At 69.2% G+C, this 21934-nt stretch carries 16 protein-coding genes; 9 read left to right on the plus strand and 7 right to left on the minus strand.

Features of this window, described 5'->3' with window-relative positions:
• Window positions 1-3: 3 nt before the first annotated feature.
• Both ACWEOI_RS27290 and ACWEOI_RS27295 read right to left on the minus strand, forming a co-directional pair.
• The gene (locus tag ACWEOI_RS27290; protein WP_433666771.1) at window positions 4-903 is read right to left on the minus strand and encodes an ABC transporter permease subunit; all 900 of its coding nucleotides are present in this window, start codon (window positions 901-903) and stop codon (window positions 4-6) included.
• The gene (locus ACWEOI_RS27295) at window positions 893-1771 is read right to left on the minus strand and encodes an ABC transporter ATP-binding protein (RefSeq protein ID WP_452361450.1); all 879 of its coding nucleotides are present in this window, start codon (window positions 1769-1771) and stop codon (window positions 893-895) included. Before ACWEOI_RS27295 ends, ACWEOI_RS27290 begins: the two co-directional genes overlap by 11 nt.
• A gap of 158 nt (window positions 1772-1929) precedes the next feature.
• Here ACWEOI_RS27295 and ACWEOI_RS27300 point away from each other — a divergent pair, with 158 nt between their 5' ends.
• The 3 genes from ACWEOI_RS27300 (at window position 1930) to ACWEOI_RS27310 (ending at window position 4894) form a co-directional block, all read left to right on the plus strand.
• The gene (locus ACWEOI_RS27300; protein ID WP_452361451.1) at window positions 1930-3672 is read left to right on the plus strand and encodes an ATP-binding protein; all 1743 of its coding nucleotides are present in this window, start codon (window positions 1930-1932) and stop codon (window positions 3670-3672) included.
• Window positions 3654-4337 carry a response regulator gene (locus ACWEOI_RS27305; protein ID WP_452361452.1) on the plus strand — a complete coding sequence of 228 codons (684 nt, stop codon included), beginning with the start codon at window positions 3654-3656 and terminating at the stop codon, window positions 4335-4337. The genes ACWEOI_RS27300 and ACWEOI_RS27305 overlap by 19 nt, the downstream gene beginning before the upstream one ends.
• Before the next feature lie 152 nt (window positions 4338-4489).
• On the plus strand, window positions 4490-4894 hold the full coding sequence (locus ACWEOI_RS27310; protein WP_452361548.1) for a VOC family protein: 405 nt from the start codon (window positions 4490-4492) through the stop codon (window positions 4892-4894).
• A gap of 3 nt (window positions 4895-4897) precedes the next feature.
• Here the strand turns inward: ACWEOI_RS27310 and ACWEOI_RS27315 are convergent, their stop codons facing one another.
• On the minus strand, window positions 4898-5512 hold the full coding sequence (locus tag ACWEOI_RS27315) for a class I SAM-dependent methyltransferase (RefSeq protein WP_452361453.1): 615 nt from the start codon (window positions 5510-5512) through the stop codon (window positions 4898-4900).
• 71 nt (window positions 5513-5583) lie between these two features.
• On the minus strand, window positions 5584-6978 hold the full coding sequence (locus ACWEOI_RS27320; protein ID WP_452361454.1) for an alpha/beta hydrolase family protein: 1395 nt from the start codon (window positions 6976-6978) through the stop codon (window positions 5584-5586).
• A 171-nt stretch (window positions 6979-7149) separates the two neighbouring features.
• Between ACWEOI_RS27320 and ACWEOI_RS27325 the strand changes: the two genes are divergently transcribed.
• Complete coding sequence (locus ACWEOI_RS27325) at window positions 7150-8394, plus strand: serine hydrolase domain-containing protein (RefSeq protein WP_452361455.1); 1245 nt, start codon at window positions 7150-7152, stop codon at window positions 8392-8394.
• Window positions 8395-8518: 124 nt separating this feature from the next.
• A complete protein-coding gene (dnaE, locus tag ACWEOI_RS27330; protein WP_433666764.1) occupies window positions 8519-12070 on the plus strand; it encodes a DNA polymerase III subunit alpha in 3552 nt (1183 codons plus the stop codon).
• 75 nt (window positions 12071-12145) lie between these two features.
• On the opposite strand, the gene ACWEOI_RS27335 is transcribed toward dnaE, so the two are convergent.
• Entirely contained in the window at window positions 12146-12367 is a 222-nt protein-coding gene (locus tag ACWEOI_RS27335; RefSeq protein ID WP_452361456.1) for a hypothetical protein, read from the minus strand.
• Between the two features lie 87 nt (window positions 12368-12454).
• Between ACWEOI_RS27335 and ACWEOI_RS27340 the strand changes: the two genes are divergently transcribed.
• From ACWEOI_RS27340 to ACWEOI_RS27355, 4 genes are all read left to right on the plus strand, one after another.
• Window positions 12455-12892: a nitroreductase family deazaflavin-dependent oxidoreductase gene (locus ACWEOI_RS27340; protein WP_433666762.1), complete on the plus strand. Its 438-nt coding sequence runs from the start codon at window positions 12455-12457 to the stop codon at window positions 12890-12892.
• Between the two features lie 80 nt (window positions 12893-12972).
• Window positions 12973-14328 (plus strand): threonine ammonia-lyase IlvA, encoded by a 1356-nt coding sequence (gene ilvA, locus ACWEOI_RS27345; protein WP_452361457.1) that lies wholly within the window; start codon window positions 12973-12975, stop codon window positions 14326-14328.
• 292 nt (window positions 14329-14620) lie between these two features.
• Window positions 14621-15805, plus strand: a complete 1185-nt coding sequence (locus ACWEOI_RS27350; RefSeq protein WP_452361458.1) for a DUF2235 domain-containing protein — start codon at window positions 14621-14623, stop codon at window positions 15803-15805.
• A 74-nt stretch (window positions 15806-15879) separates the two neighbouring features.
• Window positions 15880-17379: a serine/threonine-protein kinase gene (locus ACWEOI_RS27355; RefSeq protein ID WP_452361459.1), complete on the plus strand. Its 1500-nt coding sequence runs from the start codon at window positions 15880-15882 to the stop codon at window positions 17377-17379.
• 18 nt (window positions 17380-17397) lie between these two features.
• Here the strand turns inward: ACWEOI_RS27355 and treY are convergent, their stop codons facing one another.
• Together treY and glgX are read right to left on the minus strand one after the other, a co-directional pair.
• The gene (gene treY / locus ACWEOI_RS27360) at window positions 17398-19761 is read right to left on the minus strand and encodes a malto-oligosyltrehalose synthase (RefSeq protein ID WP_452361549.1); all 2364 of its coding nucleotides are present in this window, start codon (window positions 19759-19761) and stop codon (window positions 17398-17400) included.
• Between the two features lie 56 nt (window positions 19762-19817).
• Window positions 19818-21929 (minus strand): glycogen debranching protein GlgX, encoded by a 2112-nt coding sequence (glgX, locus tag ACWEOI_RS27365; protein WP_452361460.1) that lies wholly within the window; start codon window positions 21927-21929, stop codon window positions 19818-19820.
• Window positions 21930-21934: the final 5 nt, after the last annotated feature.

Here is a 21934-nt window from a genome sequence, read left to right on the forward strand (position 1 = left end):
GGCTCAGATCCCGTGTCCCGAACCGGCCTGCGACGGACGCCATTTCAGCAGCCGGTTCTCCGCGAGCCCGATCAGCCATTCGGCGACCAGCGCCACCACGGTGATGATGATCATGCCCGCGTAGATGCCCGCCGCGTCGAACGTGCCCTGCGCATTGCTGATCAGCAGGCCCAAACCCTTGCTGGCGCCCGCGTACTCGCCGACCACCGCGCCGATCAGCGCGAAACCGAACGCCGTGTGCAGCGACGACAGGATCCAGGTGGTGGCGCTGGGCAGCACGATCGAGCCCAGCACCTGACGGCGGCTCGCGCCCAGGATGCGGGCATTGTTGATCACATTGCCGTCCACCTCACGCGCGCCGGTGAAGGCGTTGAAGAACACCGCGAAGAACACCAGCACCACCACCGTGGCCACCTTGGACTGCAATCCCAGCCCGAACCAGATGATGAACAGCGAGGCCAGCACGATGCGCGGGACCGCGTTGAGCGCCTTGATGAACGGGGCCAGCACATCGGCCCAGTAGCGGGAGCGGCCCAGCAGCACGCCCAGCACGATGCCCGCGATCGTGCCGATGGCGAAGCCCAGCACCGCCTCCTGCACGGTGGTGTACAGCTGCAGCCAGATCGAACCGAACTGGGTTCCCTCGGTGAACCATTCGACCAGGCGGTCCCAGATCAGCGATGGCTTGGAGTAGAAGAACGGGTCGATCCAGTAGGTGGCGGTGAGCTGCCAGGAACCCAGCCACACGGCCACGATCAGGGCGCGCAGACCCCAGGTGCGGATCTTGTTCCGGCGGGCCTGCGAGCGGACCCGCGCGAGGATCTGCTCCTCGGTCTCCACCTCGAATTCCGGTGCGGCGGCGGTCTTGTCCATGACATCGAGCGTCGATGCGTCAAGCGACACGGGCCGCTCCCTTCGTGCGAGCCGCCTCGAACTGATCGCGCAGCGTTTCCCAGATCTCCTTGTAGAGGTCGCGGAACTCCTCGGTGAGCCGCACCTCCTCGACGTTGCGCGGCCGGTCCAGCGTGACCTCGAAATCGCCGCACACCGTCGCGGGACTTGCGGTCATGACGACGACCCGATCGGCGAGGGCGATGGCCTCCTCCAGGTCGTGGGTCACGAAAATGACCGCCGCGCGGCCCTTCTCCCGGCTCTCGGAGCCGTCCGAGCCCGACCACACGCGCAGCAGTTCGTCCTGCATGAGCTGGCGGGTCTGCACGTCCAGGGCGCTGAACGGCTCGTCCATGAGGATGATCTCGGGATCGTTGACCAGGGTCTGGGCCAGGGCCACCCGCTTGCGCATACCGCCGGACAGCTGATGCGGGAAGTAGTTCTCGAACCCGCCGAGCCCGACCGTGCGCACCCAGCGCGCCGCCCGCTCCCGCGCCTCGGACTTGCCGACGCCCCGGAACTTCGGGCCCAGCGCCACGTTCTCGAGCACCGACTTCCACGGCAGCACCGCGTCCTGCTGGAACATGTAGCCGACGCCGTCCGGAATGCCGCGGACATCCTTGCCGCGCACCAGGGTTCGACCGGCCGAGGCCGGTTCCAGGCCCGACACCAGCGACAGGGTGGTGGACTTGCCGCAGCCGGTGGGGCCGACGACGGCGACGAACTCACCCGCGGCGACGGTGAAGTTCAGGTCGCGCACCGCGGTGTGGATGCCGCCGTTGTTACCGGGGAACCGCTTGGTCGCGCCGCGCAATTCGATCAGGGGTGCCGGCTCGATCGGTGGCGTCGTGCCACCGCGCTCCGTGGTCGTTGTGCTCATTACCGCTCCGTTCCAGTGCCGCCGCTGCGGCGTCGAAGCGAAGCTACGTGTGCCGGGTCACACTCCATCCGGTTGTGCGCGCAAGTCACACAAGCAGCGATTCGACCGTTTTGCGCATTCTGCTCAGGCGTTTGCGGAGGGTTGTCTACACTGGCGTCGTGTTGTCGCCAGGCCCGCGTTCCGTCCGGCTCCGGACGCAGATCCTGCTGTTGCAGATCGCGGTGGTGGGTCTGACCGTCGGCCTGGCCTTCGGCGTCTTCGCCTACGTCGGCGGCGACCGCCTCTCGGGCGAATACGGGCAGCGCGCCTTGGCCATCGCCCGCACCGTCGCCTCCGACCCGCAGGTCCGCGCCGCCGTCGCGCACTACGCGGACAGTCCGCTTCCGACCGGTCCGGGCCTGAAGACGGAGCTCGCGGACGGAGAACTCGAGCGGATCGCGGACAGCGCCCGGCTGCGCACCGGTGCGTTGTTCGTCGTGATCACCGATGACGCGGGCATCCGCCTGGCCCACCCCGACCGCGCCCGCCTCGGCGAGATGGTCAGCACCGATCCCTCCGGCGCCCTGGGCGGCGGCGAGGTCGTGATCCAGGAGCAGGGCACCCTCGGCGAATCGGTCCGGGCGAAAGTTCCGGTCCTGCAACCGGATCCGCAGGGCTCGCCGGGCGGGCAGCCGGGTCCCGGCCGGGTCGTGGGCGAGGTGAGCGTCGGCATCTCGACCGCGGCCGTGCACGAACAGCTGCTGCGGGATCTGCGCCGGGCCGGTCTGCTGGTCGGCGGCGCGCTGCTGGCGGGCATTGCCGGATCGGTGTTGCTGGCCCGTCGCTGGCACGGCCTGACCCTTGGTCTCGAACCCGCCGATCTGGCCGACCTCGTCCGCGAGCAGGACGCCGTCCTGCACGGCATCGGTGAGGGCGTGGTCGCCGCCGACGCGAAATCCCGGATCACCGTCGTCAACGACGAGGCCCGCCGCCTGCTCGGCATCGATCCCGCGCCCGGCAGCGGCATCGACTCCATCGGCCTGACTCCCCGTGTCCTGCAAGCCTTCCGCGCCGCCGACGGCACCCCGGTCCAGGCCGCCGTCGGTGACCGCATCGTGGTCGTCACCGCTCGGACCGTCACCCGCGACGCCCGCGCCCTCGGCGCGGTCCTGTCCGTCCGCGACCGCACCGACGTCGAATCCCTCACCCGCCAGCTCGACGCCGTCTCCACCATGAGCACCGTCCTGCGCGCCCAGCGCCACGAATTCGCCAACCGCCTCCACCTCCTCAACGGCCTCCTCCACACCGGCCGCCCCGACGAGGCCGCCCGCTACCTCGAGGAGTTACTGGGATCCGGACCTCTCGGCACCACATTGCCGGGCATCGACACCATCAGAGACCCCTACCTGCAAGCCTTCCTGGCCGCCAAGGCCGCCCACGCCCGTGAACAGGGCGTCCACCTCCGCCTCGGCCCCAACACCTGGGTCGACGCGAATCTCGCCGCCCCCGTGGACGTCACGACGGTGCTCGGCAATCTCGTCGACAACGCCATCGACGCGGCGGGCAGCGCCCCGGCTCCCGGCGGCGAACCCGTGGTGGAGGTCGAGCTGGTGCGCGACGGCGACACCTTGCACCTCGCGGTGGCCGACAGCGGGGCGGGCGTACCGCCCGAGCTCGCGGATTCGATTTTCGCCGAAGGAGTCTCGACCAAATCCGGTGGCGGAACCGGCGGACGCGGCCTGGGACTGGCACTCGCGCGCCAGGTGGCGCGCGCCCGCGGCGGTGAGGTACTGCTCGGCGACCCCGGTGGGGTGGGCGACGATTCAGGGGACGAGGAGTCCCGGCTGCGGGGAGCGGAGTTCATCGCCCGCATGCCGGGCGTACTGACCGAGGAGGAGCCGGCGTGGGCCGAGGAGAACTGACCGTCCTGGTGGTCGACGACGACTTCCGCGTCGCGAACCTGCACGCCGGAATCGTCTCCGCACTCCCCGGATTCGCGGTCGGAGCCACCGTGAACTCGATCGCCGCCGCCCGCGCCGCACTGGCCGAGGACGCCTTCGATCTGGCGCTGGTGGACGTCTACCTGCCCGACGGCTCCGGCGTCGACCTGGTCCGCGAGCTCACCTGCGACGCCATGATGCTCACCGCCGCAACGGAATCGGCCACGGTGCGGGCCGCGCTGTCGGCCGGCGCCCTCGGGTATCTGGTGAAGCCGTTCGATCACGCGGCGCTCGCCACCCGGCTGGCCGGTTACGCGCGCTATCGGCGACTGCTCTCGGGCCCGGAGGTGACCGCCGCGGATGTCGATGCCGCGCTGGCGGCGCTGCGCCCCGCGGCATCCCCGGCCGGCGTGTCGACCGGCGCGGCGGCGGCCGCCTCGCCGACGAAAGATCTGGTGCTGCAAGCGGTCCGCGACGCCGCCGCGGCCATGTCGGCGGCTCAGGTGGCGGCCGCCATCGGCATCTCCCGCGCCACCGCGCAACGCTATCTGGCGAACCTGGTCGGTGCCGGTGACCTGCGGATGCAGCTGCGCTACGGCAGCACCGGCCGCCCGGAACAGGAGTACTCCGCGCCCCGGCGGGCATGACCGTTCGGGCGCGGACCTCGTGTGTGACGGTCGCCACACCGCCCTTGGCGAATTCTCGGGAACGTGGTTAACGTCGAGTCAGTGGCGGTGCTCCTGTCGGCCGACTTGTACCGGTCCAGGGTCGGGATCGCCACGAACACAGGAGAATTCCTATCACTATCCAGTTCAACCACACCATTGTCGCGTGCACGGACAATCGGGTTTCCGCCGAATTCTGGGCGGATATCCTCGGGGTGGAAGTGGGCAAGCCGTACGGGCCGTTCATTCCGATTTCCGTCGGGAACGGAGTCAACTTCGACTTCGCCGATCTGCCACCGGGTTTCGAGGGCGAACCGCAGCCACAGCATTACGCGTTCCTGGTTTCCGAGGACGAGTTCGATGCGGCATACGCCAAGATCAAGCGGTACGGCATGACGTATTGGGCCGATCCGCGCCAGCAGGGCGTCAACGAGATCAATCACAATGACGGGGGCCGGGGGATCTATTTCCTCGATCCCGTCGGCCACTACCTGGAATTGATCACCGTCCCGTACGGCGGCTGGCCGCAGGCGGAATAACCGCTACGAGGCGACCGCGGTGCCCAGGGAGAACGCCACCCAGGGCTTGGGGCCCTGCTGGTAATACCGGTCGATATCGCGGATCTCGAAACCCGCGCCTTCGATCAGTCCGGGGATATCGCGGTTGAGATGGCAGCCACCGGCGACCTTCTGCTCGAGGGGGTCCAGCCGGTGCTGCCATTTCCGGACACCCGGATCCGGCGCCAAACCGTGCTCGACGAAATGGAAAGTGCCGCCCGGCACCAACACCCGGCGCACCTCGGCGAGCGCGCCCTCGACATCGGGAATCGTGCACAGCGTCCACGTCGACAGCGCGGAATCGAAACTGTTGTCGGCGAACGGCAGTGCCTGTCCGTCCAGGCCGGCGCGTTCGACCGGAATCGTCGACGCGGCCACCCGTCCGGCGGCCATCCGCCAGCCGAGATCGGCGGGCTCGACCGCGCTCACCGACTTCACGGTCTCCGGATAGAACGGCACATTGCGCCCGGATCCGAAGCCGATCTCGACGACCCGGCCCTGGAGTCCGGCGCAGACCCGCTTGCGTTCGCCGTTCATGTTCTTCGCGCCGCAGCACAGGTCGACCAGCCGGGGCACGACTCGATCCTCGTAGAATCCCACGACACCACTCTCGCAATCGGTTGGCTCGTCCGCCACTCTTTCGGTCCATACGGGCGATTCGGGCGGGTGGTTCAGTGGCCGGGCGGGAAGCGCTGGGTCAGCCAGCCGGTCACAGTGGTCAGCACCTGCGGGTCGATGGTGGTCTCGATCCGGGCGTACTCGTCCGGCGTGCCCTTGTCGGCGGGCTGCATCAGGTGATTGAGACCGTCGAACACCATCACGGTCGCGTCCGGATCCGCGGCCAGCAGCGTCCGCGCCGGGCCCTCGTTCTGGGCCGCCGGCACCTGGAGATCCTTGCTGCCGTAGAACGCCAGCACCGGAACCCGCAGCGCCGACAGCGCCGGGGCCGGGTCGTAGCAGACCAGCGCCGCCATGTAGGGCGACACTATCTCGTCCATGGCCTCCTCGGAGAGCCGTTCGTCCGCGGGGAGCGTGTCATTGTGCTGGCGCACATAGTCCTTGGCGGCCACCAGATCGCCCTTGCACAGCACCGACGACAGCGTCGAGGTGAACCCGACCTGCTTGCCGACCTGCTCCGGCGTCGCGCCCTGCGCGGCCAGGATCAGCCGATTCTGTTCCAGCAGCACCTCGGAACCGGGCACCGCCGGGCCCGCCATCATGATCACGAAGGCGACCCCGCTGTCCGGTCGCCGCGCGTACAGCGGTGCGAGATACCCGCCCTCGCTGTGCCCGAGCAGCCCGATCCGCTGGGCGTCGATATCGGAACGGCCGCGCAGGAAGGTCATTCCGGCGGCGATGTCGCCGGTGAGATCGCTGTAGGTCGCGCTGTTCAGCCGCCCGCCGGTCTGCCCGACACCGCGCTTGTCGGTCCGCAACACCGCGTACCCCGCGCGGGTGAGGGTGTCGGCGAGCAGCAGGAACGGCTGGTGGCCCAGCAGTTCCTCATCGCGGTCATTGGCTCCGCTGCCGTTGATCAGCAGCACCGCCGGGAACGGCCCGCCCGACTGCGGCTCGGTCAGCGTTCCCGCGATCGTGATGTCACCGCTGCGATAGCTGACATCCTCGGATTTGTACGGGAACGGCGGCTTCGGTTCCTGCGGTCGCGGCGGCCCCTCGACCTTGCCGTGGGTCAGGGTCAGCGGGAACGACTGCCCCGACTGGGTGAACTGTCCCTTGATGCTGTCGGAGCCCTGGTCGTAGACGCCCTGGAACGACGGCGTGCCCGGAATCTTGGTGATCGTCCAGGTCACGGCATCCGCGCCGGTCCGGACGTCGCTCAACGGTCCGTCCACCACGCCCTGCGCCGGAATGTCGATGGTGGCCGTGCCCTCCGCGGTGAAGCTGATTCCCACCGCCAGCGGCTGATCGGGCACTTCGATCGTGCCGTGCCAGTCCCCGGTCAGCGTGATCGGAGGGGCGCTCTCCTGCTTCGACGACGAACATCCGGCGACCAGCGCGGCGATCACGACCAGCGCCGCCGCAACCATCGACCACGGCTTCCGCATGCGCTTCAGCCTACCGACGCGCCACCGTCACCCCGCTGATCTCGATAGACCTCGCGTCGATAACGCCGGGGTCACTACCCGGCCACTTCGAAATAACCACTGGGCCAACGACAGTAACTCTCCCGGTGTCGTCATTGCCCTCGGTGACTGGTCACTCGTACCGTGGATTACGTGAGCAATGACGCTACGGGGCTCGTCGACCTGCCCTCCACGGTGGGTGGTTACGCGGCCGCCGAATTCGGCCCGCTGGTTCGCACTTTTGCCCGCTTGGTCGGCGGTCACCCTGGCGCCGGGGGCGCGCTCACGGTGTACCTGCGCGGGGAGCCGCTGGTGCGGATCTGGACGGGGGAGGCCGCGCCGGGCCGGGCCTGGGACGCCGACACCGGGGCCATCGTCTTCTCCGCCACCAAGGGCATCGCGGCCACCGTCATCCACCGGCTCGCCGACCGCGGTCTCCTCGACTACGACGCCCCCGTCGCCCACTACTGGCCGGAGTTCGCGGCCAACGGCAAGGGTCGAATCACGGTGCGGCAGTTGCTGTCCCATCGCGCCGGGCTCTACGGGCTGCCCGAGATCGCGCGCGGCCTCGACGACGTGCTCGACCATCGCATGATGGAAGACCAGCTGGCCGCCGCGAAACCCGATCACCTGCTGGGCGTCCCGACCTATCACGCGCTCACCTTCGGCTGGCTGCTCGCCGGGCTGGCCCGCGCGGTCACCGGGCGCGGCATGGCCGAACTGATCCGCACCGAGGTCGCCGAACCGCTGGGCGCGGAGGGCATCCACCTGGGCCTGCCCCCGGCGGGATCGCCGACCAGCGCCGCGGTGCTGAGCGGCAACAAGCTGTCGGCCGTCGGCGCCAACTACGTCTCGCTGGTGCTCGGCCGCGCGTACTCACTGCCCGGCGCGGTCGGCGCGGCGGCGCGGGCGCTGTTCCTGCCCGGTCTCGACCAACTCCTCGAGGGCGAGGACCCGCCGATCCTGCACACCGAACTGGGCGCGGGCAACGGCGTCTGCACCGCCACCGGACTGGCCACGGTGTACGGGGCGCTCGCCAACGAGGGCATGCACGAGGGCCGCCAGTTCCTCTCGCCGGAGACCATCGCGGCCATGCGGCAGGTGGAGAGCTATCGGCTCGACCACGCGCTGTTCTACATCCCGATGATGTGGCACATGGGCTATCACTCGCTGCCGGTGCCGGGGGCGCGCGCCGGCTTCGGGCACATCGGATTGGGTGGGTCCTTCGGCTGGGCGGAACCCCGGCTGGGCCTGTCGGTCGGATTCGTCCACAATCGGCTAGGCATCGGGGCCATGAGCCTCGACCAGATCGCGTCGGCATGGGTGCTGCCGCTGGCGGTGCGGGGCGCCAACGCGGCGCGCCGCACCACAACCCTCGCCCGGCCCGCCGCCGCCTGATTCCGATGCCCGCGAGCGGCTCCGCGTGACCTCTGCCACGACACGCAGGGCCCGCCACGCCGATCATCGGAGGCGCCCCCGCGTGGCTGCGGAACTCGTCGGTGGGGCCGCATAGTATGTCCGGGTGTCAGCCTCGTCGGGATCATTCGTCCATCTCCACAACCACACCGAGTACTCGATGCTCGACGGCGCGGCGAAGATCACGCCCTTGTTCAAAGAGGCGACCCGGCTGGGAATGACCGCCGTCGGCATGTCCGACCACGGCAATATGTACGGCGCCTCGGAGTTCTACAACTCCGCCAAGAAGCAGGGCATCAAGCCGATCATCGGCATCGAGGCCTACATCGCGCCCGAGTCCCGGTTCAACACCAAGCGCGTGCTGTGGGGCGACCCGTCGCAGAAGGGCGACGACGTCTCCGGTTCGGGTTCCTACACCCACATGACCATGGTCGCGGAGAACGCGACCGGTCTGCGCAACCTGTTCAAACTGTCCAGCCTCGCCTCCATCGAAGGCCAGCTGGGCAAGTGGGCGCGCATGGACGCCGACATCATCGCCGAGCACGCCGAGGGCATCATCGCCACCACCGGCTGCCCGTCCGGCGAGGTGCAGACCCGCCTGCGCCTGGGCCATGAGCGCGAGGCCCTCGAGGCCGCCGCCAAGTGGCAGGAGATCTTCGGTCCCGAGAACTTCTTCCTCGAGATCATGGACCACGGCCTGTCCATCGAACGCCGGGTGCGCGAGGGCCTGCTGAACGTCGGCAAGCAGCTGGGCATCCCGCCGCTGGCCACCAACGACTGCCACTACGTGCACGAGCACGACTCGGGCAATCACGAAGCGCTGCTGTGCATTCAGACCGGCAAGACGCTCTCGGACCCGACCCGCTTCAAGTTCGACGGCTCGGGCTACTACCTCAAGTCCGCCGAGGAGATGCGCGCCATCTGGGACGCGGAAGTCCCCGGCGCGTGCGACAACACGGTCCTCATCGGCGAGCGCGTCCAGTCCTACGACGACGTCTGGGCGCACCGCGACCGCATGCCGATCTTCCCGGTGCCCGAGGGCGAGACCCAGGGCAGCTGGCTGCGCAAGGAGGTCATGCGCGGCCTGGATCGGCGCTTCCCCAACGGCGTTCCGGCCGACTACATCACCCGCGCCGACTACGAGATCGGCGTCGTCAACGAAATGGGCTTCCCCGCCTACTTCCTGATCGTCGCCGACCTCATCACCTACGCCCGCTCGGTCGGCATCAATGTCGGCCCGGGCCGTGGTTCGGCGGCCGGTTCGCTGGTCGCCTACGCCATGGGCATCACGAACATCGACCCGATTCCGCACGGTCTGCTGTTCGAGCGCTTCCTCAACCCCGAGCGCGTGTCCATGCCCGATATCGATATCGACTTCGACGATCGCCGCCGCGGTGAGATGGTCCGCTACGCCACCGACAAGTGGGGCAGCGACCGCGTCGCCCAGGTGATCACCTTCGGTACGATTAAAACCAAAGCGGCGCTGAAGGACTCGGCCCGCGTGCAGTTCGGCCAGCCCGGCTTCGCGATCGCCGACCAGATCTCCAAGGCGCTGCCGCCGCCGATCATGGCCAAGGACATTCCGCTCTCGGGCATCATGGACCCGGAGCACGAGCGGTACAAAGAGGCCGCCGAGGTCCGCGAGCTCATCAACACCAACCCGGACGTCAACAAGATCTACGAAACCGCCCGCGGTCTCGAAGGTCTGATCCGCAACGCCGGTGTGCACGCCTGTGCCGTCATCATGTCGTCCGAGCCGCTGACCGACGCGATCCCGGTGTGGAAGCGCGCGCAGGACGGCGCCATCATCACCGGCTGGGACTACCCGTCGTGTGAGGCCATCGGCCTGCTGAAGATGGACTTCCTGGGTCTGCGCAACCTGACGGTCATCGGTGACTGCCTGGTCAACATGAAGGCCAACCGCGGCATCGACCTGGACCTCGACACCCTGCCGCTGGAAGACACCGCCACCTACGAATTGCTCGCGCGCGGTGACACTCTCGGCGTGTTCCAGCTCGATGGTGGCGCCATGCGAGATCTGCTGCGCCGTATGCAGCCCACCGGCTTCGAGGACATCGTCGCCGTGCTCGCGCTGTACCGCCCCGGCCCCATGGGCATGAACGCGCACAACGACTACGCCGACCGCAAGAACGGGCGGCAAGAGGTCAAGCCGATTCACCCTGAGTTGGAAGAGCCGCTCAAGGACATCCTGCGTGATACCTACGGCCTGATCGTGTATCAGGAGCAGATCATGCAGATCGCGCAGAAGGTCGCCGGCTACTCGCTGGGTCGAGCAGACATTCTGCGTCGCGCCATGGGTAAGAAGAAGGCCGAGATCCTGGAAGCCGAGTTCGAGGGCTTCGAGGAGGGCATGGTGGCCAATGGCTTCTCCAAGCCCGCGGTGAAGGCGTTGTGGGACACCATTCTTCCGTTCGCCGGGTACGCGTTCAACAAGTCGCACGCCGCCGGCTACGGCCTGGTGTCGTTCTGGACCGCGTACCTCAAGGCCAACTATCCCGCCGAGTACATGGCCGGTCTGCTCACCTCTGTCGGTGACGACAAGGACAAGGCCGCCGTCTATCTGGCCGACTGCCGCCGCCTGGGCATCCAGGTGCTGCCGCCCGACGTCAACGAGTCCGAACTCGAATTCGCCTCGGTGGGCAATGACATTCGCTTCGGCATGGGTGCGGTCCGCAATGTCGGCGCGAACGTGGTGGCCTCGATCATCGCGGCGCGCAAGGAGAAGTCGAAGTTCACCGACTTCTCCGACTACCTGAACAAGATCGACGCCATCGCCTGCACCAAGAAGGTCACCGAATCCCTCATCAAGGCGGGCGCTTTCGACTCGCTCGGGCATCCGCGCAAGGGCCTGCTGCTGGTGCACTCCGACGCCATCGACGCCTGCATGTCGACCAAGAAGGCCGAGGCCATCGGCCAGTTCGACCTCTTCGGCGGTCTGGACGAGGGTGACGACTCGATCGCGAGCGTCTTCAATGTGAAGGTCCCCGACGACGAGTGGGAGACCAAGCACAAGCTCGCCCTGGAGCGGGAAATGCTGGGGCTCTACGTGTCCGGGCATCCGCTCAACGGCGTCGAGCACGTGCTGACGGCGCAGTCGGACACCAATATTCCGGCCATCCTCGAAGGCGACATCAAAGACGGTTCGCAGGTCACCATCGGCGGCATCTTCGCCAATGTCACCCGCCGCGTGAACAAGAACGGCCTGCCCTGGGCCTCGGCGCAGCTCGAGGACCTCACCGGTGGCATCGAGGTGCTGTTCTTCCCGCAGTCCTACTCGGTCTACGGCATGGACGTCACCGAGGACGCCATCGTGCTGGTGAAGGCCCGCGTCAACGCCCGCGACGACCGGGTCTCGCTGATCGCCAACGACCTTGTGGTGCCGGATCTCTCGTCGATCGGCGTCGACAAGCCGCTGCAGGTGGTCATCCCCACCCGCCTGTGCACGCCCGACAAGATCGGCGAGCTCAAGCGTGTCCTGTCCCGCCACCCCGGCACCGCGGACGTGCACATCAAGCACGTCGGTTCCCGCGACCGCACCACCAAGCTGAAGGTCGCCGACAACCTGCGCGTCTCGCCGTCCTCGGCGCTCATGGGAGACCTCAAGGCCCTCCTGGGCCCGGGCTGCCTCGCGGGCTGACAGGCCACGGGCCGGGATTACCCACCCCTTCTTGCCCTGGGGGCCCCTCGCGTCAGCGAGGGGCACACGAGATTGTCAGCGCCGGACGGAACCGGCGATCCACCGCAGGGCCGCGATCACGGCCGCGCCGAGCACGGCGGCCTGCGCGGACCCGGTGATCAGGGCGAGGGTCAGGGCGACCACCACACCGGCGAACAAGGCTTCCAGCTTGTAGACCGGCCACGCCGTCCCGGCGATATCCACGGCGGCGACGCGCGCGACCACGCGCTCGGTGTCCGTAGGGTGAACCACTGCCATATGGTCAGGGTAGACGTCGAACCAAAGTTCGGGCAACCGAAACTTTCTGTCGGGAACAACACACGAGCCCGGGCCGTTGCTGGTCGTATGCCACTTCACGGAGAGTACGAACCCAGCACGTCCGATTGGGCACGCGAGCAGGCCGAGAAGTACGAGAACTCCGGGGGAGCCACGGGCACCACCCTGCAGGGTGTGCCGGTCATCCTGCTGACCACCCGCGGCAACAAGTCCGGCAAACTCCGCAAGACCCCGCTCATGCGCGTCGAACACGACGGCGAGTACGCGGTGGTCGCCTCGCTGGGCGGCGCGCCCAAGCATCCGGTCTGGTACTGGAACATCAAGGCCGACCCGCACGTGGAACTGCGCGACCGCGACGTGGTCAAGGACTACGACGCGCGCGAGGCCACCGGCGACGAGAAGGCGGTGTGGTGGAAGCGGGCCGCCGAGGTCTGGCCCGATTACGACGCCTATCAGAAGAAGACGGACCGCGAGATCCCGCTGTTCGTCCTCACGCCACGCGCCTGACACGCCGTACCGATCCCGGAGGCGGCCCCGAAATGGGCGCTGCCTCCACCGGGGCGCACGCGCCCGGCTAGCATGTTCGGGTGTCTGATCCGCTTGCAGTAGCAGAGAAAGTGTCCGGTCCGCTGCCCGAATTGACGGCGGACGAGATCGACGCGGCTGCCAAGCGAATTTCGAACATTATCGAGCCGACGCCGCTGCAGCGGATTCCGCGGCTGTCGGCGCTGACCGGCGCGGAGGTCTACCTCAAGCGTGAGGACCTCACCGCCGTCCGGTCCTACAAGCTGCGCGGCGCCTACAACTTGATGGCGCAGCTCACCGACGACGAGAAGGCCGCCGGCGTGGTCACCGCCAGCGCCGGAAACCACGCCCAGGGCGTGGCTTTCGCGTGCAAGGCGATGGGCGTGCGCGGGCGCATCTACGTGCCGCGCACCACCCCGAAGCAGAAGCGCGACCGGATCCGCGTGCACGGCGCGGAATTCGTGGAACTCATCGCGGTCGGCGACACCTACGACGCGGCCGCCGCGGCCGCCGCCGACGATGCGGCCCGCACCGGGGCCACCATGGTCCCGCCCTTCGACGATCCGCGCACCGCGGCCGGGCAGGGCACCATCGCCGCCGAATTCCTCGAACAGCTCGGCCGCGCACCCGATCTGGTGATCGTGCCGGTGGGTGGCGGCGGCTGCCTGGCCGGGGTCGGCACCTACCTGCGCGAGCGGTCGCCGCAGACCGCGATCCTGGGTGTGGAGCCCACGGGCGCGGCGTCCATGACCGCCGCGCTGGTGGCGGGCGGCCCGGTCACGCTGCCCGAGATCGATCCGTTCGTGGACGGCGCGGCCGTGCGCCGGATCGGCGCGGTGCCCTACACCGCGGTGTCGCGCTTCGGCGGCCTGGTTCGTTCGCACGCCTCGCTGCCTTTACTGACCAGCACCGAAACCGAGTCCGGCGCGGGCACTTTCCGCATGATGCACGTGGACGAGGGCGCGATCTGCACGGCCATGCTGGAGCTGTACCAGAACGAGGGCGTGGTGGCCGAGCCGGCGGGCGCGCTGTCGGTGGCGGCGCTGCGTGAGATCGACGTGGCGCCGGGCTCGACGGTGGTGTGCCTGCTGTCGGGCGGCAACAACGACATCTCCCGCTACGGCGAGGTGATCGAGCGCTCGCTGGTGCATCAGGGCCTGAAACACTATTTCCTGGTGGACTTCCCGCAGGAGCCCGGTGCGCTGCGCCGCTTCCTCGACGAGGTGCTCGGTCCCGACGACGACATCACCCTGTTCGAGTACGTCAAGCGAAACAACCGGGAGACCGGGGCCGCGCTGGTCGGCATCGAACTGGGCAGCCCGGACTGCCTGGAGCCGCTGATCGCACGGCTGGAGGCCTCGCCGATCCAGGGCCAGCGGCTGGACCCGAACTCGCCCGCCTACCGGTATCTGACCTGACCCGGTGACCCGTGTGATCCGACCCCTCGTTCGGATCACACGGGACCGGTTGCCCCCGTGGGGTTTTCAGGCGTGCAGCAGGGGACCGCGGCGGTGGGGACATGGGCTCACGGTGCCACGCCGATCGTGAACGATTCATGACCGATCGCGGGCCGCACCCGGCGCGTTAACGGCGCTGGTGCGGGTACTTATGGGGGCGCGCGCGGGGTTAACGGGCGCGCGGCGGGACCGCGATTATTCGAGTAGTTCGCTACGCAGGAAACCGGACGGTCAGAACGGGAGGCTGGCGTTCATGAAAAGACTCGTGGTGTGTTGCGACGGCACGTGGCAGGCCGAATCGAGCTCGGCGGTGTCCAATATCGTGAAGATCGCCGAGACGGTCGCGCTGACCGGGACGGATCGGGACGGGAACCGCGTCGGCCAGCGCATCAACTACGTCCCCGGGCCGGGCTCCCGCGGCTTCATGTCCGACAAGCTCATGGGCGGCGCCTTCGGGCTGGGCCTGGAAGCCAACCTGTCGGCCGCCTACTGGCAGCTGGCCCTGAACTGGGAACCCGGCGACGAGATCTACATCTTCGGCTTCAGTCGCGGCGCGTACACCGCCCGCAGCCTGGCCGGGATGATCAACCGGCTCGGCATCCTGACCTACCAGGCCATGATCGGCGGTCAGTACCCCAAGGCCTTGAAGATCTACCGGACACGCAAGAAGCACGCCGACGATCCGGACCCGCCCGAATGGGCCGAGTTCCGCGCCCGGAACTCCCACCCCGAGGCCCCGACCATCAACTTCCTGGGCGTCTTCGACACCGTGGGTGCGATGGGCGTCCCCGGCATCACCGCGCGCCTGCACCGCTTCCACGATGTGCGGCTCTCCCGCATCGTGCTGTGCGCGCGGCAGGCGCTGGCCATCGACGAGCGGCGGCGCGCCTTCTCGCCCTGCCTGTGGGAGGTCCCCGACGATCAGCGCGAGCTCTACGCCGACCGGCCCGACCGGGTGAAGCAGGTCTGGTTCGAGGGCGTGCACTGCGATATCGGCGGCGGCTACGCCGACTGCGGCCTGTCCGACATCACGCTGCGCTGGATGATCGCCGAAGCCGAGGCCGAGGGCCTGGCCTTCGACCACGATCGACTCGACGACCTGCTGCGCGGCTGCCCGTTCGACGCCCCGCACCTGCACGATTCGCTGAGCCCGGGCTTCCGGATCCTCAATGTCGCCCGGATGGCCACCACCTGGCGCAGCTCGCGCTTCTACTGGGACTCGTGGCGCAAACTGCTGCAGCCCGGCGACCAGGACAGCTTCCTGGCCTCCACCGTCGAGGAGCGAAAAGGCTACCGCCCGAACAATATTCGGCGCTGGTGCGAGCACCGCCCCGGCCCCGTCCCGCCGGAGTTGATCGAGACGGTCGACCTGGTTCCGCTGCCCCGGCATCCGGTGAGCATCGACGAGGGGAGCGGGTCGGCGGAATCCGCCGCCTGATAATGGGCTGCCGGACCGGCGTGACGGCGCTATCCTCCTCGAATCGGCGGGCTCCGGGAGGAGGTGCGCGGACGGTGGACGCAACCGAGCTGGCCGCGGGGTCGGTCTTCGCCGGATACGTCATCGAGCGCCGGCTCGGCGCGGGCGGGATGGGCACGGTCTACCTGGCCCGGCACCGGGCGCTGGACATGCCCGTCGCGCTGAAACTGCTCACCCCCATGAAGACCGGCACCGCCGGCACCGCCCAGTTCCGCCGCGAGGCGCAGCTGGTGGCCAATCTGCAACACCCGAACATCGTGGACGTCAAGGACTTCGGCGACGCGGACGGCACGCTGTGGATGGCCATGCAGTACGTTCCCGGCGGCGACCTGGCCGACCTCATCGAGGCCAACCCCCTCGGCATCGACCCCGACCGCGCGGTCCGCATGGTCGTCGACGTCGCCGCCGCCCTCGACTACGCGCACGCCCACCAGGTCATCCACCGGGACGTCAAGCCCGCCAATATCTTCCGCACCACCGGCACCGCGGGCGCGGACTGGGTCCTGATCGGCGACTTCGGCATCGCCCGCAGCCTCGCCGCCGAGGAAACCCGGACCGCCACCGGCCGCTGGGCCTTCTCCCAGCCCTACGCCCCACCCGAACAGTGCGCGGGCCGCACCGTCGGCCCGCCCGCCGACGTCCACGCCCTGGCCGTCACCCTCTACCAGCTCACCACCGGCCACCTCCCGCGCGAGATCCCGATCCCCGCAACGGATCCGAGCCTCCCCGGCCTGCTCGGCGTGGTGCTGGCCAAGGGCACCGCCTGGCAACCGGCCGACCGCTACCCCGGCTGCGGCGACTTCGCCGCTGCCGCGAAAGCCGCCCTACGCCTGCGCGACTCCGACCGGCCACCCCTGGCGTTCGCCCCGCCCGCCCCCGGCCGCGCGGACGTCCTCGACACCGCCCCCACCGAATCGAGCCCGGACCGCCTCGAATCGACGCCGATGCGGCTCGACGACGCCGACATCGCCCGCCTGCTGGCCGCGGATTCGGCGGAGACCGTGGACGCGAACCCCGGAGCGAGCGCGCTCGCGTACCGTTCGCGCCGATCGGCCTGGTGGCGCATCGCCACCACCGGTGTGGTCGGTGCGGTGGCGGGCGCCGCGGTGATCGCCGGTGTGCTGCGCTGGGATTCGGACTCGGCCCGTCCCGAAGCCACCGTGCCCTCCGCCCCCATCACCGCCCGCTGCCAGTACACGGCCACCGTCCCCCAGACCCCCGACCGCCCCGTCATCGTCCCCGCGACCGCGGACGGAGGCCGCCGCTGCGTGCTCTCCACCAAGGACGCCGCGCAGGGCCCGTTGGCGGGCGTCACGACCCTGCAAGCCGCCCTACGGGTCTGCTATCAAGCCGAAATCAACGACCCCGAAGGCATTTACGGTCCCGACACCAAGCGCGCCGTCCTCGTCGCCCAGGACCGCCACACCGTCACCAAGGACGGCGTTTTCGGTCCCCAGACCTCCGCCGCCATGACCTGGCCCACCACCGCCGGGGACGGCACCCCCCAACCGCCCTGCCGCACAGTCGGTATCTGAGCGACACCGACAAGGGTGTCAGCGCACCAGCAGGGCGACCGGGAGGCGGGCGAAGAGTTTCTCGAGTCGGGCGCGGCCGGAGAAGGTGTGGCCGGTGAGGCGATCGGTCCAGTGGCCCTGGGGAAGGTCGAGGACCGTGTCGCCCCAGCCGCCGGCCTCGTCGAGGCGGATGCTGTGGCGGGTGACGGCGACGATGATCTCGGGGGATTCGCCGGTGCGGCCGCGGGCGTAGGAGAGCAGGTGGTGTTCGCGGTCGCCGGAGGCGAAGAGGGGGGTGTAGGTGCCGCCGACGAAGCAGTCGGGGCGTTCGCGGCGCAACCACAGCGCGTAGGCGGCGATCCACATCTTGACCGCACCGGTGGGGTCGAGATCGGGGGTGCCGGTGAGGGATTGGAGCAGCAGGGAGCGGTGGGTGAAGTCGACCGGGCGGCGGTTGTCGGGGTCGACGAGGGAGTCCTCCCACAGTTCGCAGCCCTGGTAGATGTCGGGAATGCCGGGGCCGCACAGCTGCAGCAGCTTCTGGGCCAGGGAGTCGGTCCAGGCGTGGATGGCGAGATCGTTGACGAACTCCCCGAGTTCCGCGCCGACCGGTCCGTCGATGACGGCGTCGATCCAGCGGTGCACCGCGGTCTCGAACTCGATATCGGGTTCCTCCCACGAGGATTGGGTGCCCGCCTCGCGGACCGCCTTCTCCGCGAACTGGTGCAGCCGTTCCCGCAGCCCGGGCACGCTCGCGGCGGGCCGTCCGTCGGCGGGCCACACGCCGAACATGTTCTGCAGCAGGAACAGTGTGGTCGCGCCGTCGGGCCCGGGCGCGATCTCCTCCCAGGTGTTGACCGACCGCGCCCAGATGTCGGGCACCTGCGACAGCATGCCGATGCGGGCGCGCACGTCCTCGCCGCGCTTGGTGTCGTGGGTGGACAGCGCGGTCATGGTCGCGGGCCAGCGGGCCGCGCGTTCGGCGTTGGCGAGATGGAATTCGATGGGGGAGCAGCCGAACCGGGCCGGGTCGGCGCCCATCTCCTGCAGCGACACCAGCCGGGCGGCGCGGTAGAACATGGTGTCCTCCACCGCTTTCGCGCTCATCGCCCCGCCCACCTGGTGGAAGCGGGTGGCGGCCTCGCCGCCCACGGCGAGCGCGGTCACCAGCACCTGCAGCGGGGCGGTGAGTTCGGCATTGCGGCGTGCCACCTCCGCGACCACCGCGCCGACCATCCCGGCCAGCGGCGCGTAGTCGGTGCGGTACACCGGCATGAACGACAGCACCTCGATGGCGGCGTTGGTGAGCGCCATGGTGTCGAACACGTCGGCGCGGGCGTCGCGTTTGACCGCCGCCACCAGCCGCCGCACCTCCGGCACCAGCATGGTCTCGGCGACCGCGCGGCGAATCCGGTGCTCCTGCTCGGTGAACCAGGCCCGGTCGCTACCGTGCCCGGTGAACTGCCGCGACAGATCGGTGAGCTGCTTCTCGCCGTCCGGGTCGATGAGCACCCCGCCGATGTCGGCGAGCGCGTCGTAGCCGGTGGTGCCGTCGATGGGCAGGGTGGCGTCGAGGGGCTCGCGGTTGGAGAGCACCTTCTCCACCAGCAGCAGCCGCTGCGGCCCGATCAGCCGTCGCAGCCGCTGCAGGTACTGCGCGGGTTCGGCCAGCCCGTCGGGATGGTCCACGCGCACACCGTCGATGAGGTCGTGCTCGCACCAGGCGGCCAGTTCGCGGTGGGTGGCCTCGAAGACCGCCGGGTCCTCCTGGCGCAGCGCGGCCAGCCCGCCGACGGTGAAGTAGCGCCGGTACCCGCACAGCCCGGATTTCCAGTTGACCAGGCGATAGTGCTGTTTGTCGTGGATGCGCAGCGCGTTCTCGCCGTCGGTGCCCGGCGCGATGGGGAAGCGCATGTCGTGCAGCGCCAGCATGGGTTCGGGCCCGGACCGGTCCACGGTCAGCGCGGCCGGATCGTTCTCGCCGGCCAGCACCGGCAGCGCGATCCGCCCGCCCGCGCCGTTGCCGGAGGTCCAGTCGATGTCGAACCAGGTGGCGTAGGGCGAGTCCCTGCCGTCCCGCAGCACCTCCCACCACCACTGGTTCTGCCGCGGATCGGCCACCGACACGTGGTTGGGGACCAGGTCGACGATGAGTCCCATACCGCGGCTGCGCACCTCGTCGGCGAGGGCCTTGAGCCCGGTCGGCCCGCCCAGCCCCGCCGACACCGTGGTCGGGTCGGTGACGTCGTAGCCGTGGGTGGAGCCGCGGGCCGCGCTCATGACGGGCGACAGGTACAGATGCGAAATGCCCAGCTGTTGCAGGTATTCGGCGATACCGCGCGCGTCGGCGAAGGTGAGCGCGTCGGGCCGCAGCTGCAGGCGGTAGGTGCTGCGCACGGGCATCTGGCGGGCGATGGGGCCGGTGGTGTGTTCGGGCGAGCTGGTCATGTCGCTACCGATCATGCCGTACGGCGCAGTACGACGAGACAGCGTGCGGGCACTTGCACCGTGGCCGACGCGCCGTGCGGGTCGCTGCCTGCCGGTTCGCCGGTCGGGGTGGAGCAGTCCAGCGCCACCGTCCAGGCCCGGCCGTGCCGGCCGTCGGGCAGGGTGAAGTCGAGGGCCGCGTCGTGGGCGTTGAAGCACAGCAGGAACGAGTCGTCGGTGACGCGCTGCCCGCGCGGGCCCGGTTCGCCGATGCCGTCGCCGTTGAGGAACACCGCGAGCGAGCGCGCGAAACCGGTCTCCCAGTGGGCGTCGGTCATGGCCGCGCCGCCGGGGGTGAACCAGGCGATGTCACCGAGCCCGTCCGGCGCGGGCGCGGGATCGAAGAAGCGCCGCCGCCGGAACACCGGGTGCGCGGCGCGCAGGGCGACGGTGCGCCTGGTGAATTCGAGCAGCTCGGCCTCGGCGTCCATGCGGGTCCAGTCCATCCACGACAGCGGCGAATCCTGACAGTAGACATTGTTGTTGCCGTGCTGGGTGCGGCCGAACTCGTCGCCGTGCAACAACATCGGGGTGCCCTGCGAGAGCATCAGGGTGGCGAGCAGGTTGCGGCGCTGCCGGGCCCGCAGGGCCACGATCTCCGGGTCGTCGGTGGGGCCTTCCACGCCGCAGTTCCAGGAGCGATTGTAGGTTTCGCCGTCCTGGTTGCCCTCGCCGTTGGCGTCATTGTGTTTCTCGTTGTAGGACACCAGGTCCGTGAGGGTGAACCCGTCGTGCGCGGTGACGAAGTTGATGCTGGCGCTGGGGCGGCGGCCGGTGGCCTCGTACAGGTCCGAGGAGCCGGTGAGCCGGGACGCGAACTCGCCCAGGGTGGCCGGTTGCCCGCGCCAGTAGTCCCGCACGGTGTCACGGTATTTGCCGTTCCATTCGGTCCAGGCGACCGGGAAGTTGCCGACCTGGTAGCCGCCCTCCCCGACATCCCAGGGTTCGGCGATCAGCTTGACCTGGCTCACCACCGGATCCTGATGCACCAGGTCGAAGAAGGTGGAAAGCCGGTCCACGTCGTGCAATTCGCGCGCCAGGGTGGCCGCCAGGTCGAAACGGAAACCGTCCACGTGCATGTCGAGCACCCAGTACCGCAGCGAGTCCATGATCAGCTGCAAGGCGTGCGGATGCCGCATGTTGAAGCTGTTGCCGGTGCCGGTGTAGTCCATGTAGTGCTGCGGATCGCCGTCGACCAGACGGTAGTACGCGGCATTGTCGAGGCCGCGGAAGCTCAGCGTCGGCCCGAACTCGTTGCCCTCGGCGGTGTGGTTGTAGACCACGTCGAGGATCACCTCGATGCCCGCGGCGTGGAAGGCGCGCACCATGGCCTTGAATTCGGGGACCGCGGCGGCGGGGGAGGCCCCGGCGGCGTAGCCCCGGTGCGGTGCGAAGTAGCCGAAACTGTTGTAGCCCCAGTAGTTCCGCAGTCCCCGGTCCAGCAGGATGCGGTCGTCGAGGAACTGGTGCACCGGCATGAGTTCCACGGCGGTGACGCCGAGTCCGCGCAGGTGGTCGATGATCGCGGGATGCGCCATGCCCGCGAAGGTGCCGCGCAGCTCCGGCGGCACCTCGGGGTGGGTGACGGTCATGCCCTTCACGTGCGCCTCGTAGATGACCGTCTCGTGGTACGGCCGTTTCGGCGCGCGGTCGTCGGCCCAGTCGAACCAGGGGTTGATGACCACCCCGGTCATGGTGTGCCCGAGCGAGTTCTGCCCGTAGTTGTAGGGCGCGATGGCGGTGCCGAAGTCGCCCTCGAACGCCTTGCCGTACGGGTCGAGCAGCAGTTTGCTCGGATCGCAGCGCAGGCCCTCGGCCGGTTCGAAGGGGCCGTGCACCCGGAATCCGTAGCGCTGCCCGGGGCCGATCCCGGGCAGGTAGGCGTGCCAGACGTACCCGTCGACCTCCTCGAGCTCGATCCGGGTCTCCCGGTGTTCGGCGTCGATGAGACACAGCTCCACCCGCCGGGCCACCTCGGAGAAGACCGAGAAGTTGGTCCCGGCGCCGTCGTAGGTAGCGCCCAGGGGGTAGGCGGTCCCGGGCCAGACACCGAGCCCGGTGGTGCCGGGAGTCGCGGGAGCCATACCCG

It is taken from the genome of Nocardia sp. NPDC004340, from assembly GCF_053602575.1.

Excerpts from the sequence above, each read along its gene's own strand:
- treY (WP_452361549.1), bottom strand. The coding sequence starts at position 19,761 with ATGCCCGTGCGCAGCACCTACCGCCTGCAGCTGCGGCCCGACGCGCTC.
- ACWEOI_RS27295 (WP_452361450.1), bottom strand. The coding sequence starts at position 1,771 with ATGAGCACAACGACCACGGAGCGCGGTGGCACGACGCCACCGATCGAG.
- ACWEOI_RS27350 (WP_452361458.1), top strand. The coding sequence starts at position 14,621 with ATGAAAAGACTCGTGGTGTGTTGCGACGGCACGTGGCAGGCCGAATCG.
- ACWEOI_RS27335 (WP_452361456.1), bottom strand. The coding sequence starts at position 12,367 with ATGGCAGTGGTTCACCCTACGGACACCGAGCGCGTGGTCGCGCGCGTC.
- glgX (WP_452361460.1), bottom strand. The coding sequence starts at position 21,929 with ATGGCTCCCGCGACTCCCGGCACCACCGGGCTCGGTGTCTGGCCCGGG.
- ACWEOI_RS27340 (WP_433666762.1), top strand. The coding sequence starts at position 12,455 with ATGCCACTTCACGGAGAGTACGAACCCAGCACGTCCGATTGGGCACGC.
- ACWEOI_RS27320 (WP_452361454.1), bottom strand. The coding sequence starts at position 6,978 with ATGCGGAAGCCGTGGTCGATGGTTGCGGCGGCGCTGGTCGTGATCGCC.